This window comes from Stenotrophomonas sp. STEN031, from assembly GCF_056759975.1.
On the sequence record NZ_JBRREA010000089.1, the window covers coordinates 1 to 12,652 of the forward strand.

Below are 12,652 nucleotides of genomic sequence, written 5' to 3' on the forward strand. Positions count from 1 at the left end.
TGTATTGGGCGGTGTTCATTGATGCGGGCTTCGGGGCTGACGCCGCTTCCACAGTCATTGCGGTGCTGCTGCGTTGCCGGGAAAGCCACTGCCCAGCATGGCTCGGCACTACCGCTCCCTCCCTTTCGCGCAGCGAAGGGGAGGGCTGGAGAGGGGTGGCTTTTCGCGAGGCAAAGAAAAACCCCGCTTGCGCGGGGTTTTTCTCAATCACGCCACTGCTAGAATCAATCGCCCAGGGTCAGCAGCGAGGCGTTGCCGCCGGCGGCGGTGGTGTTCACCGTCACCGTCTTTTCGGTGGCAAAACGCAGCAGGTAGTGCGGGCCGCCGGCCTTGGGGCCGGTGCCGGACAGGCCCTGGCCACCGAACGGCTGCACGCCGACCACCGCGCCAATCTGGTTGCGGTTGACGTAGACGTTGCCGACGTTGACGCGCGCAGCGATGCGATCAACGGTTTCGTCGATGCGCGAATGCACGCCCAGGGTCAGGCCGTAACCGGTGGCGTTGATCTGGTCGATCACCGCATCCAGCTGATCGGCCTTCCAGCGGATCACGTGCAGCACCGGCCCGAAGATTTCCTTGTGCAGCTGGTTCAGGTCTTTCAGCTCATACGCACGCGGGGCGAAGAAGGTGCCGTGTGCGGCAGCTTCGGACAGCGGTGCGGCAGCGATCAGGCGGGCTTCGGCGTCCATGCGCACGGCGTGATCCTTGAGGATCTGCAGTGCATCGGCGTCGATGACCGGGCCGACGTCGGTGGACAGTTCGCCCGGATCGGCAACCTTCAGTTCGGCCATCGCGCCGGACAGCATGCCCATCACCTTGTCGGCGATGTCGTCCTGCACGAACAGCACGCGCGCTGCCGAGCAACGCTGGCCGGCCGAGGTGAAGGCTGAGCCGATCGCATCCTTGACCAACTGTTCCGGCAGCGCCGAGGAGTCAGCGATGAAGGCGTTCTGGCCACCAGTCTCGGCGATCAGCACGCCGATGGCGGCATCGCGTGCGGCCATCGCGCGGTTGATGGCGCGGGCGGTCTCGGTGGAGCCGGTGAAGGCCACGCCAGCCACGCGCGGGTCGGCGGTCAGCGCGGCACCGACGGTGGCACCGTCGCCCGGCAGGAACTGCAGCACGCCTTCCGGCACGCCTGCGTCGAGCAGCAGTTTCACGGCGTAGTAGCCGATCAAGTTGGTCTGCTCGGCCGGCTTGGCGATGACGCTGTTGCCGGCGGCCAGGGCGGCAGCCACCTGGCCGAGGAAGATCGCCAGCGGGAAGTTCCACGGGCTGATGCAGACGAAGACGCCACGGCCGTGCAGCTGCAACTCGTTGCTCTCGCCGGTCGGGCTGGGCAGCTTCTCGGCGGTGCCGAACTGCTCGCGTGCCTGCTTGGCGTAGTAACGCAGGAAGTCGACCGCTTCGCGCACTTCGGCGACGCCGTCGGGCAGGCTCTTGCCGGCTTCCTTCACGCACAGCGCCATGAACTCGGCGATACGCGATTCAAGCTGATCGGCGGCGTGCTCGAGGATGGCAGCGCGGCTGGCGGCCGGGGTGCGGTTCCAGGCCGGCTGTGCGGCGACGGCATTGGCCAGCGCCTTCTGCACGGTGGCGGCATCGGCAGCCTGCCAGTGACCGACGACCTGGCGGTTGTCGGCCGGGTTGACCACCGGCTGCGACGGCGTGCCCGGGGCCACGCCCTGCACCAGCGGCGTCGCCTGCCAGGGCTTGATGGCGGCGTTGAGCTGCTCGGCCAGGGCGCGCAGTTCGTTGTCGTTGGCGAGGTTGATGCCCATGGAGTTGGTCCTGTCGTGGTTCTGGCTGCGCAGCAAATCAACCGGCAGCGGGATCTTGGGGTGCGGGATGGAGGCGAACGAAGACACGGCTTCGACCGGATCGCGGATCAGGTCGTCGATGGACACGTCTTCATCGGTGATGCGGTTGACGAAGCTGGAGTTGGCGCCGTTTTCCAGCAGGCGGCGCACCAGATAGGGCAGCAGGTCTTCGTGCGAGCCGACCGGCGCGTACACGCGGCAGGGCACGTTCAGACGGTCAGCCGGAATCACCTCGGCATACAGGTCATCACCCATGCCGTGCAGCTTCTGGTGCTCGTACACGCCGCCCTTGGCAATCTGCTTGATCGTGGCGATGGTGGCCGCGTTGTGGGTGGCGAACATCGGGTAGATCGCATCGGCATGGCCGAACAGGCGCTTGGCGCAGGCGATGTAGGACACGTCGGTGTTCTGCTTGCGGGTGAACACCGGGTAGCCGGGCAGGCCTTCGATCTGCGCGCGCTTGATTTCCGCATCCCAGTACGCGCCCTTGACCAGGCGCACCTGCAGCTTGTGGCCGATGCGGCGGGCCAGGTCGGCGAGGTAATCGATCGTGTACGGCGTGCGCTTCTGGTAGGACTGCACGACGATGCCGAAGCCCGCCCAGCCCTTCAGCGACGGGTGGCTGACCACCTGCTCGATGATGTCCAGCGACAGTTCCAGACGGTCGCTTTCCTCTGCATCGACGGTGCAGCCAATGCCATAGGACTTGGCCAGCTGTGCCAGTTCCAGCACGCCCGGCACCAGGTCCTTGAGCACGCGCTCGCGCTTGGCATGTTCGTAGCGCGGGTACAGTGCCGACAGCTTGATCGAGATGCCGTGCGAGGTGGTGACGTCGCCATCGGCCTTGCCGCCGCGGGCGATGTTGTCGCTGCCGATCGCATGGATGGCGCGGCGGTAGTCTTCCAGGTAGCGCAGCGCGTCCTTCATGGTCAGCGCGCCTTCGCCGAGCATGTCGAAGGAGTAGCGGTAGTTGCTGTTGTCGCCCTTGTGCGAGCGCGCCAGCGCTTCGTCGATGGTGCGGCCCATGACGAACTGGTGGCCCATGATCTTCATCGCCTGGCGCACGGCCAGCCGGATCACCGGCTCACCGACGCGGCCGATCAGGCGCTTGAAGGCGCCGTGCACGTCGCGCTTGGTGGCATCGGCCAGGTCAACCAGGTGACCGGTCAGCATCAGGCCCCAGGTGGAGGCATTGACCAGCACCGAGTCGGACTGGCCCATGTGGCGCTTCCAGTCGGCTTCGCCCAGCTTGTCGCGGATCAGCTTGTCGGCGGTTTCCTGGTCCGGAATGCGCAGCAGGGCTTCGGCCACGCACATCAGCAGCACGCCTTCCTCGCTGCCCAGGTCGTACTGGCGCATGAAGGCTTCGATCGCGCCCTGGTTCTTGGCGCGTGCGCGCACGCGGCGCACCAGGTCGGCGGCGGTGGCCTGTACCTGTGCCTGTTCGGCAGCGGGCAGGCGGGCCTGTTCCAGCAGCTCGCGCACGTGGCTGGCTTCGTCCTTGAGCCATGCATCGGTGATGGCCTGGCGCAGCGCGGATGGCGCCGGCGGCAGCTCGGGCGTCAGCAGCGGCGGGGCCGGAGACGTAGGGGAGGCGACATCAGGAGAAGGTGTTGCGTTCATGCGCTCGGCCACAGTTGGATTCGGCCATTTTAATCTTCGGCGGCGGATTTCCTAGTCCCCTGCGGGCGTCCGTTTGCAGGGGGAAAGCACTGGCCTGTGGGCGCTTTTGCAATATTCAGCGAGGTGATTTTGATTGTGCCGATTCCGTCATCTAAATCGACGTGCTTGGACGATATCGGCACAGTTTTGATGTGCACTGCAGCATTGATGACGATGATGAATGGAAGCTTGCCGGGCGAGCGTGGGCAGGGCTACCATCGAACTCGATTTCCGCGGTATGGACGCGGCTGCGATGATCCAGGTGCTTCGGCAAGGTTCCGATGGCTCAGGGACGCAGTTGTTACTGCACCCCCCACGGGCACTCAGTGCTCGGCAGTTCGTCCAGTTGTTTGCGGCGTTGGCTGGGTTGATGGCGTTCTCGGCAGGCTTGGGTTGGTTGTCCGGAAACGTCTTGGCACCCGTCTTCGCGTTGTTGCATGGCTTGCTGGTGGCTGCTGCCCTGCGCGCATGTTGGCGCAGCAGCAATCGCCAGGAAGAGATCCGGGTAGGACCGGACTGCGTGGAAGTAATTCCCGCAGCCGGAGTTTCGCCGGTGTTCCATGCGCACCCTTATTGGGTGCGGGTGGTGACCGGGAAGGAACGGGTCCTGCTGGTTTCCAGCGGCAAGTGGGTGGAAGTGGGGAGTTTCCTCGCGCCCGTGGAACGTCGGGAACTTGCGGTGACACTTGAAGGCTTGCTCGCGGCCAGCAATGGCAGCAACCGATGACGTCAAGGGTCTAGGCAATGAAGCAAAGCAGCGTGTGGGGCGCGAAGTTGAAACACGGTTTGGCAGCGGCAGCGATGATGCTGTCGGCGCAGGCAGCATGGGCGCAATCGGCCGATCCCAAGGAATGGCAGCTCAATATGGGCAAGGGCGTCACCCATACCTCGCGTATGGCGTGGGACGCACATATGGTGGCCTTGTGGGTGTGTACCGTCATCGGTGTGCTGGTGTTCGGCGCCATGGCTTATGCCATCTTCAAGTTCCGCAGGTCCAAGGGGGCGGTGGCCAAGCAGTTCAGCCACAACACCAAGGCGGAAATCATCTGGACCGTCATCCCGATCATCATCCTGGTAGTGATGGCCTGGCCGGCCACCGCCAAGCTGATCGCCATGTACGACACCCGCGATTCCGAGATGACGGTGAAGATCACCGGCTATCAGTGGATGTGGAAGTACGAATACCTGGGTGAAGACGTCGCCTTCACCAGCCGCCTGGACCGCAAGTCCGACGAAGTGCGGCAGAGCGGCAGCGTGCCGACCATGGCCAGCGATCCGCATTACCTGTTGGACGTGGACAACCCGCTGGTGCTGCCGGTGGATACCAAGGTCCGTTTCGTCATCACTTCCGATGACGTCATCCACGCCTGGTGGGTGCCCGCTCTGGGCTGGAAGCAGGATGCGGTGCCGGGCTTCATCAACGAGCGCTGGACCAACATCGAAACCGAAGGCGTCTACCGCGGCCAATGCGCGGAGCTGTGCGGCAAGGACCATGGCTTCATGCCGATCGTGGTCAAGGCCGTGTCCAAGGACGAGTTCAAATCCTGGCTGGCCTCGCGCAAGCCTGCGCCTGCCGCGCCTACCGAGGCTGCGCCCGCACCTGCTGCCGAGCCGGCACCTGCGGCTACGCCGGCTGCAACCCAACCCGACGCTACACCCGCCGCAGCTGCGGCGGCCGGTGCCTGATACCACTGCGTGCCGGTGTTGCCGGCGCGATGCCTGAAAACGGATAAAGAGGTGTAGTTGCAATGGCGAATACCGCAGTGGACCACTCCGATCACCACGGGCACCAACAGGGCTTCTTCGAGCGCTGGTTCTTCTCCACCAATCACAAGGACATCGGCACGCTGTACCTGCTTTTCAGCTTCACGATGTTCATCGTCGGCGCGGCGATGAGCGTGGTGATCCGGCTGGAGCTGGCGCAACCCGGCCTGCAGTTCGTCAAGCCGGAGTTCTTCAACCAGATGACCACCGTGCATGCACTGGTGATGATCTTCGGTGGCGTGATGCCGGCCTTCGTCGGCCTCGCCAACTGGATGATCCCGCTGCAGATCGGCGCGCCGGACATGGCGCTGCCGCGCATGAACAACTGGTCGTTCTGGCTGCTGCCGGTGGCCTTCGGCATGCTGCTGGTGACCCTGTTCCTGCCCGGTGGTGCACCGGCCGGTGGCTGGACGCTGTATCCGCCGCTGTCGCTGCAGGGTGGCTACAACGTCGCCTTCAGCGTGTTCGCCATCCACGTGGCCGGTGTCAGCTCGATCATGGGCGCGATCAACATCATCGCCACCGTGCTCAACATGCGCGCGCCGGGCATCGACCTGTTGAAGATGCCGATCTTCTGCTGGACCTGGCTGATCACCGCCTTCCTGCTGATCGCGGTGATGCCGGTGCTGGCTGGCGCGGTGACCATGCTGCTGACCGACAAGTTCTTCGGCACCAGCTTCTTCAACGCCGCCGGTGGCGGTGACCCGGTGATGTACCAGCACATCTTCTGGTTCTTCGGGCACCCCGAGGTCTACATCATGATCCTGCCGGCGTTCGGCGTGGTCAGCGAGATCCTGCCGACCTTCAGCCGCAAGCCATTGTTCGGCTACCAGGCCATGGTCTACGCCACCGCCGCCATCGCCTTCCTGTCGTTCATCGTGTGGGCCCACCACATGTTCACGGTGGGCATGCCGCTGGGTGGCGAGATCTATTTCATGTTCGCCACGATGCTGATCTCGATCCCGACCGGGGTGAAGGTGTTCAACTGGGTCAGCACGATGTGGGAGGGCTCGCTGACGTTTGAAACGCCGATGCTGTTCTCCATCTCGTTCGTGATCCTGTTCACCATCGGTGGTTTCTCCGGCCTGATGCTGGCGATCGTGCCGGCCGACTACCAGTACCACGACACCTATTTCGTGGTGGCGCACTTCCATTACGTGCTGGTGACCGGCGCGGTATTGGCACTGATTGCCGCGGTGTACTACTGGTGGCCAAAGTGGACCGGCCGCATGTACAACGAGTTCTGGGGCAAGTTCCATTTCTGGTGGACGATGGTGTTCGTCAACCTGCTGTTCTTCCCGCAGCACTTCCTTGGCCTGGCCGGCATGCCGCGGCGTATCCCGGACTACAACCCGGTGTTCGCCGATTGGAACCTGATCAGCTCGATCGGTGCGTTTGGCATGTTCGCGACGCCGTTCATGATGGCGGCGATCCTGCTGGCCTCGCTGCGCAACGGCAAGCGCGCCGAAGCACGTGCCTGGGAAAGCGCCAAGGGCCTGGAATGGACCATTCCGTCGCCCGCGCCGGCGCATACCTTCACCGTGCCGCCGGTGATCAAGCCGGGTGACCTGGCACATGATGACGTGACGCACTGAGGAGGCTGGCAATGAGCAGCAATGAACATTTCCAGGCTGAAGAATTGGCCTTGCGCAGGCGCCGTTCGCGGCGCACCGCGCTGATCGTTGGCCTGATCGCGGTAGCGGTCTATGTCGGCTTCATCCTGTCCGGGGTGCTGGCGAGTTGACCACGCCGACGCCCGCACCCAAGCCGAACGCCGGCCTTGGCCGGCTGATCGGCGTGGCCTTCGCGGTATTCGTGCTGACCTTCTCGTTGGTGCCGCTGTACCGCATCGCCTGCGAAAAAGTGTTCGGCGTACGCCTGGAGCGTGGCGCGACCACGCATGAAACCAACGCGCACGCGGCGAGTGGCAAGCGCACCGTGCGGGTGGAGTTTGATGGTGGCGTCAATTCCAAGCTGCCGTGGGCCTTCCATCCGGAGAAGCTGACGATGGACGTGGTGCCGGGCGAGTTGAACGAAGCCCTGTACTTCGCCCGCAACGATAGCGACCGCGCGCTGGTTGGCAGTGCGGTGCCGTCGGTGGCGCCGGCACGCGCCTCGGGCTACTTCAACAAGACCGAATGTTTCTGCTTCACCGCGCAGACCCTGCAGGCCGGTGAGAAGCGCGACATGCCGGTACGTTTCATCGTTGACCCGGACCTGCCGGCCGACGTCAACACGATCACCCTGTCCTACACCTTCTACAAGAATGATGCGCTGACCGAACGCCTGGCCCCGGCAAACGCCGCGGCCGCCGCACACGCAGCTCCCTGATCACGGACCCGGAAGCAACGCCATGGCCCATAACACGCCTGATCCCAACGTCTACTTCGTGCCAAGCAGCAGCAAATGGCCGTTTGTAGGATCGATCGCGATGCTGGTGATGATGGTCGGGGTGGCCAGTTGGCTCAACGACGCCAGCTGGGGCCGCTGGACCTTCTTCACCGGCGTGGCGATGCTGGTGTTCACCCTGTTCCTGTGGTTCGGCGATGTCATCCGCGAATCGGTGGGCGGCAATTACAACCGCCAGGTCGACGGTTCGTTCCGGATGGGGATGATCTGGTTCATCTTCTCCGAGGTGATGTTCTTCGCCGCTTTCTTCGGCGCGCTGTTCTACACCCGCAACATGGGCCTACCGTGGCTCGGCGGTGAAGGCCATGGCGTGCTCACCAATGAATACCTGTGGGATGGCTATTCGGCAGCGTGGCCGACCAACGGCCCGGCCGACATCGGTGGTGCCTTCCAGACCATTCCGGCCTGGGGCCTGCCGCTGCTCAACACGCTGATCCTGCTGACCTCGGGCGTGACCCTGACCATCGCCCACCACGCACTGAAGGCGGGCAACCGCAAGCAGTTGCTGATCTGGCTGGGTGCGACGGTGGTACTGGGCTGCGTGTTCCTGTTCTTCCAGGCCGAGGAATACATCCACGCCTACAAGGAGTTGAACCTGACCCTGGGCTCGGGCATCTACGGTTCCACCTTCTTCATGCTGACCGGCTTCCACGGCGCGCACGTGCTGCTGGGCACGATCATGCTGACGGTGATGTGGTTCCGCGCCGCCAAGGGTCACTTCACCCGTGACAACCATTTCGGTTTCGAAGCAGCCGCCTGGTACTGGCACTTTGTCGACGTGGTGTGGCTGATGCTATTCCTGTTTGTCTACGTGCTGTAACAGGTGTCAGCAGCCGCGCTGCATGCAGTGCGGCTGCTGCGATGTTCAACCGCCAACACCATGCGGCTTGATCCAGCCCATGTAGATGCTCAGGGCAACCAGCAGGATCAACACCACTGACAGCGCGATACGCCGCGTCAACGCATTGACCGTCCGTTTGGTCTGGCCGCGATCGATCATCAGGTAATAGAGGCCGGCTCCAAGATTCCAGACGATGACGATCAAGAACGCGATTACCAGCAAGGTCTTCAACGAATCATTCATGCGTGGCTCGAAGGGTGGAAGGGCAGTGCTATATCACCCGCTTGGCGGCAGCTTGTCATGACGCGACAGCACACAGCGATCTTGGGTTGGCTGGTGGCGGTGCTGGTGGCGGTCGTGTTCTGCGCCTTGGGCGGCTGGCAGCTGCAGCGCAAGCACGAAAAAGAAACCCTGCTTGCGCAATTGCCGCCCAGCCGCGACGCCGCGCTCAGCCTGCCCCAGGCCGCCGCCGCCCCGGATTCCCTGCATTGGGTGCGTGACCAGCTGCAGTTCCTGCCCGGCAGCGTGCTGCTGGACAACCAACTGCGGGAAGGTCGCGCTGGCATCAAGGTCTACCAGCCTGCGCGCGCTGCCGACGGAGCCGTCGTGCTGGTTGATCTGGGCTGGCTGCCGCTGCCTGCGGACCGCAGCATGCCCACGATCAGCGCAGAGCAGGGCACGCAGGCGCTGCAAGGGTTGTGGGCGCCTGCGCCTGCCACTGGCATCGCCTTGGGCCCTGCATTGACTGCCGGCAAGCAACCGCAGACCTGGTTGGCGACGCGGATGGATCTGCCGGCTATTGCCACGCAGTTGGGCCTGGGTGCTGGTGCGCTGGCGCCCAAGGTGCTGCGATTGGACCCAGCTTTACCGCTGGGCTATGCGCGCGATCTGGACCTGCTTCCCAATACCTTGCCGCCTTCGCGGCACCTTGGCTATGCGGTGCAATGGTTCGCGATGGCCTTGGCGGTGTTGTTGATTGCGCTGGTATTGCAGTTCAAGAAGCGCAGGAAGGCGGGAGCTGGAAATGGGGGATAGGTTGGAGCTGTTTGGAAGGCAAAGCCAAAGCCAAAGCCAAAGCACCCCTCCCCAACCCTCCCCTGCGCTACGCGCAAGGGAGGGGGCAGAGCGCTGCGCCGTCGCTTTGAGCCTTGCTCCTGCCTTTGTCGTTGAGTTTCCCCCTCCCTTTCACCGAAGGTGAAGGGGAGGGCCGGGGAGGGGTGCTTCAAGCTTCTGCTCCAGCTTTGCTCAGGCTTCACCCCATTCCCCAATCCCGACTCTCCAATCCCGGTCTTGACGATGAACGCACTCACCCCCGACCAGCTCGCCACCCGCAACCGCGGCCGCCGGGTATTGCTGTTGATCTTCGCCATGTTCTTCGGCTCGATGGCGCTGGCCGGCATCCTGCGCTTCTCCGGTTGGACGCCGCAGATCAACCGCCACCACGGTGAACTGCTGCAGCCGGCGCTGGACCTGCGCAGCGAACAGCTGCACCTGGCCAACGGTCAGGCCTACGACTGGAATCCGGGCGAGCGCCACTGGCGCATCCTGCTGGCGCCGCCGGCTGACTGTGCGCCGGCCTGCGTCACTTTGTCGCAGCAATTGGACAAGGTGTGGCAGTTGTTCGGCCATAACGCGGATAATGTCGAGATATTGTGGCTGGGCACGCCGCCTGAGCAGGTGGCCGCCATGCCGGCACTGAAGGTGCTGCAGCCCCAGCCTGCGTTCCGGGGCAAGCTGCCGGGGGTGGATGACCCGGCCGGTATCCCGGTGTATGTGATTGATCCCAATGGCTTTGTGGTATTCCGCTATGCGCCGGGTTTTGAACCGGGTGGATTGCGGGCTGATCTATCCAAGCTGTTGAAACTGATGTGAGTTCCGTTCGATGAATGCCTCCGCGCGTCCGGCGCTGTACCGCAATTTCCACCGACTGGCGTGGTTCGCACTGATCATGACGGCGAGCACCATCATGTTCGGCTCCTTCGTGCGCCTGTCCGACGCCGGCCTGAGCTGCCCGGATTGGCCTACCTGCTATGGCCGCGTGACCTGGCCGCAGACCCAGATGGAAGCCGCCCAGCACGTGGCCAGCGAGATCCGCCCGCTGGAAACCCACAAGGCCTGGCGTGAGCAGGTGCACCGTTTCCTGGCCGGCCTGCTCGGCGTTGAAGTGCTGACCCTGGCCTTGCTGGCGGCACGCCGGCGCAAGCACGGCATCGCCCAGATAGTCACCGCCTCGGCGCTGGTCGCGCTGGCGATACCTTTGTATATGCGTGGCGAGCATGTGGCCTCCAGCGTGCTGGCGATTGGCGGTGAAGCGATCCTGCTGCTGGCGGCGCTGCGCTGGTCCAACATCGATCTGGCGCGCGCTGCCGTGCTGACCTTGGCGGTGGTCGTGTTCCAGGCCCTGCTCGGCATGTGGACGGTCACCTGGCTGCTCAAGCCCATCGTGGTGATGGGCCATCTGCTTGGCGGCATGCTGATGTTCGGCATGCTGGTGTGGATGGCGTGGAAGGCAACGCATCTGCCGATCACCCTGGCCGAGGCACCGCGCCTGCGCTGGTGGCTGCGCGGTGCGGTTGCCCTGGTCGTACTGCAGATCGCGCTCGGTGGCTGGGTCAGCGCCAACTACGCGGCGCTGGCCTGCGGCGGCGGCAGTGCCTCGCTGGACAACTTCCCGCGCTGCGTCAGCCAGTGGTGGCCGCAGCAGAACTACACGGAAGGCTTCACCCTGTGGCGCGGTATCGGCGTGGATTACGAAGGCGGCGTGCTGGACGGGGCCTCGCGTATCGCCATCCAGATGGCGCACCGGATGTTCGCGGTGTTGGTGGCGCTGTACCTGTTGGTGCTGTCGGTGCGCATGTTCCGTTTGCCGGGCATGCGCGGTTGGGCAAGTGCGGTCATCGTGCTGTTGCTGCTGCAGGTGACGTTGGGCGTGCTCAATGTCAAGCTGGCGCTGCCGCTGGCCGTAGCGGTGATGCACAGCGGCGGTGCGGTTGCCTTGTTGTTTGTATTGGTCACGCTGCTGGCGCGGCTGCGCGCCCCGGAGTGAATGATGCGTACAACATGGCGTGATTACTGGGACCTGACCAAGCCGAAGGTGGTGGCACTGATTGTGTTCACCGCCCTGGTCGGCATGTGCCTGGCAATTCCGGGCCTGCCGACCATCGCGCAGGTGGTGACCGGTCTGCTCGGTTTCCTTGGCATCTGGCTGTCGGCCTCGGCCGCTGCGGCGATCAACCAGCTGCTGGATGCGCGCATCGACGCGCAGATGGCGCGTACCTCGTGGCGGCCCCTGGTGGTCGGCAAGGTCTCGCCGCGGCAGGTGCTGGTGTTTGCCGGCGCGTTGACCGCGCTGTCGATGACCATCCTGGTGCTGTGGGTGAACGTCATCACCGCGGTGCTGACGTTTGCTTCGCTGATCGGCTATGCGGTGATCTACACCGTCTACCTGAAGCGCGCGACATCGCAGAACATCGTCATCGGCGGCCTGGCTGGGGCGACGCCGCCGTTGCTGGGCTGGGCGGCGATCACCGGCATGCAGGGCAGTTCCGATTGGGCCTACGCCTCGTTGCTGGTGCTGATCATCTTCATCTGGACCCCGCCGCATTTCTGGGCGCTGGCGATCTTCCGCCGCGCCGACTATGCCAAGGCCGAGATCCCGATGTTGCCGGTCACCCACGGCGTGCCGCATACCCGCAAGCAGATCCTGGCGTACTCGGTGGTGCTGGCGGTGGTGACGCTGCTGCCGGCGGCCATTGGCATGAGCGGCATGTTCTACCTGGGCGGGGCGACGGTGTTGAACATCGTCTTCCTCTGGTACGCCTGGAAGATGCAGAACCCGCCGGACGAGATGTTCAACATGAAGATGTTCGGCTATTCCATCGTCTACCTGATGGCGCTGTTCGCCTTCCTGCTGGTCGACCATTGGCTATTGCCCTGGTTGTGATCAAGCAATGAAAAGGCCGGCATTAGCCGGCCTTTTCATTTGTATGCCGCCATGCAGCTGTGCTCCCTCCCTTTGCCGCAGGCAAGGGGAGGGCTGGGGAGGGGTTAGCTTTGCTTTGCTTCATGTAGTGGGGGGCCCCGCGGGGGCGGGGGGGTTGTAGGGGGGGGCGGGGGCGAGGGGGGGGGCGGGCGCCCCCCCCGGGGGGGGGCTTTT

General features: G+C 64.2%; 12 protein-coding genes. 10 read left to right on the forward strand and 2 right to left on the reverse strand.

Annotated elements, in window-relative coordinates; translation table 11 throughout:
• Positions 1-224: 224 nt before the first annotated feature.
• Complete coding sequence (gene putA, locus ACVOLQ_RS21450; RefSeq protein ID WP_481529250.1) at positions 225-3,443, reverse strand: bifunctional proline dehydrogenase/L-glutamate gamma-semialdehyde dehydrogenase PutA; 3,219 nt, start codon at positions 3,441-3,443, stop codon at positions 225-227.
• A gap of 292 nt (positions 3,444-3,735) precedes the next feature.
• Between putA and ACVOLQ_RS21455 the strand changes: the two genes are divergently transcribed.
• The 6 genes from ACVOLQ_RS21455 (at position 3,736) to ACVOLQ_RS21480 (ending at position 8,475) form a co-directional block, all read left to right on the forward strand.
• Positions 3,736-4,209 carry a DUF2244 domain-containing protein gene (locus tag ACVOLQ_RS21455; protein ID WP_313495702.1) on the forward strand — a complete coding sequence of 158 codons (474 nt, stop codon included), beginning with the start codon at positions 3,736-3,738 and terminating at the stop codon, positions 4,207-4,209.
• A 17-nt stretch (positions 4,210-4,226) separates the two neighbouring features.
• The gene (gene coxB, locus ACVOLQ_RS21460) at positions 4,227-5,168 is read left to right on the forward strand and encodes a cytochrome c oxidase subunit II (RefSeq protein WP_313171095.1); all 942 of its coding nucleotides are present in this window, start codon (positions 4,227-4,229) and stop codon (positions 5,166-5,168) included.
• 62 nt (positions 5,169-5,230) lie between these two features.
• On the forward strand, positions 5,231-6,841 hold the full coding sequence (ctaD, locus tag ACVOLQ_RS21465) for a cytochrome c oxidase subunit I (protein ID WP_313171094.1): 1,611 nt from the start codon (positions 5,231-5,233) through the stop codon (positions 6,839-6,841).
• An 11-nt stretch (positions 6,842-6,852) separates the two neighbouring features.
• A complete protein-coding gene (locus ACVOLQ_RS21470; protein WP_313171092.1) occupies positions 6,853-6,990 on the forward strand; it encodes a hypothetical protein in 138 nt (45 codons plus the stop codon).
• Entirely contained in the window at positions 6,987-7,577 is a 591-nt protein-coding gene (locus ACVOLQ_RS21475; protein ID WP_313171091.1) for a cytochrome c oxidase assembly protein, read from the forward strand. The genes ACVOLQ_RS21470 and ACVOLQ_RS21475 overlap by 4 nt, the downstream gene beginning before the upstream one ends.
• A gap of 22 nt (positions 7,578-7,599) precedes the next feature.
• Complete coding sequence (locus ACVOLQ_RS21480) at positions 7,600-8,475, forward strand: cytochrome c oxidase subunit 3 (RefSeq protein ID WP_313171089.1); 876 nt, start codon at positions 7,600-7,602, stop codon at positions 8,473-8,475.
• Between the two features lie 45 nt (positions 8,476-8,520).
• Here the strand turns inward: ACVOLQ_RS21480 and ACVOLQ_RS21485 are convergent, their stop codons facing one another.
• Positions 8,521-8,739 carry a twin transmembrane helix small protein gene (locus ACVOLQ_RS21485; RefSeq protein ID WP_282268147.1) on the reverse strand — a complete coding sequence of 73 codons (219 nt, stop codon included), beginning with the start codon at positions 8,737-8,739 and terminating at the stop codon, positions 8,521-8,523.
• Between the two features lie 57 nt (positions 8,740-8,796).
• Here ACVOLQ_RS21485 and ACVOLQ_RS21490 point away from each other — a divergent pair, with 57 nt between their 5' ends.
• The 4 genes from ACVOLQ_RS21490 to cyoE all read left to right on the forward strand — a co-directional run bounded on the left by ACVOLQ_RS21490 (position 8,797) and on the right by cyoE (position 12,439).
• Positions 8,797-9,531 (forward strand): SURF1 family protein, encoded by a 735-nt coding sequence (locus ACVOLQ_RS21490; protein ID WP_481529251.1) that lies wholly within the window; start codon positions 8,797-8,799, stop codon positions 9,529-9,531.
• 261 nt (positions 9,532-9,792) lie between these two features.
• Positions 9,793-10,368, forward strand: coding sequence for a hypothetical protein (locus ACVOLQ_RS21495; RefSeq protein ID WP_313495698.1), 576 nt, complete (start codon positions 9,793-9,795; stop codon positions 10,366-10,368).
• Between the two features lie 10 nt (positions 10,369-10,378).
• Positions 10,379-11,542, forward strand: a complete 1,164-nt coding sequence (locus ACVOLQ_RS21500) for a COX15/CtaA family protein (protein WP_481529252.1) — start codon at positions 10,379-10,381, stop codon at positions 11,540-11,542.
• A 3-nt stretch (positions 11,543-11,545) separates the two neighbouring features.
• Positions 11,546-12,439, forward strand: coding sequence for a heme o synthase (gene cyoE / locus ACVOLQ_RS21505; RefSeq protein WP_313171082.1), 894 nt, complete (start codon positions 11,546-11,548; stop codon positions 12,437-12,439).
• Positions 12,440-12,652: the final 213 nt, after the last annotated feature.

Coding starts and splice junctions, on each gene's coding strand:
- putA (WP_481529250.1), bottom strand. CDS start 3,443: ATGAACGCAACACCTTCTCCTGATGTCGCCTCCCCTACGTCTCCGGCC.
- ACVOLQ_RS21455 (WP_313495702.1), top strand. CDS start 3,736: ATGATCCAGGTGCTTCGGCAAGGTTCCGATGGCTCAGGGACGCAGTTG.
- coxB (WP_313171095.1), top strand. CDS start 4,227: ATGAAGCAAAGCAGCGTGTGGGGCGCGAAGTTGAAACACGGTTTGGCA.
- ctaD (WP_313171094.1), top strand. CDS start 5,231: ATGGCGAATACCGCAGTGGACCACTCCGATCACCACGGGCACCAACAG.
- ACVOLQ_RS21470 (WP_313171092.1), top strand. CDS start 6,853: ATGAGCAGCAATGAACATTTCCAGGCTGAAGAATTGGCCTTGCGCAGG.
- ACVOLQ_RS21480 (WP_313171089.1), top strand. CDS start 7,600: ATGGCCCATAACACGCCTGATCCCAACGTCTACTTCGTGCCAAGCAGC.
- ACVOLQ_RS21485 (WP_282268147.1), bottom strand. CDS start 8,739: ATGAATGATTCGTTGAAGACCTTGCTGGTAATCGCGTTCTTGATCGTC.
- ACVOLQ_RS21490 (WP_481529251.1), top strand. CDS start 8,797: ATGACGCGACAGCACACAGCGATCTTGGGTTGGCTGGTGGCGGTGCTG.
- ACVOLQ_RS21495 (WP_313495698.1), top strand. CDS start 9,793: ATGAACGCACTCACCCCCGACCAGCTCGCCACCCGCAACCGCGGCCGC.
- ACVOLQ_RS21500 (WP_481529252.1), top strand. CDS start 10,379: ATGAATGCCTCCGCGCGTCCGGCGCTGTACCGCAATTTCCACCGACTG.
- cyoE (WP_313171082.1), top strand. CDS start 11,546: ATGCGTACAACATGGCGTGATTACTGGGACCTGACCAAGCCGAAGGTG.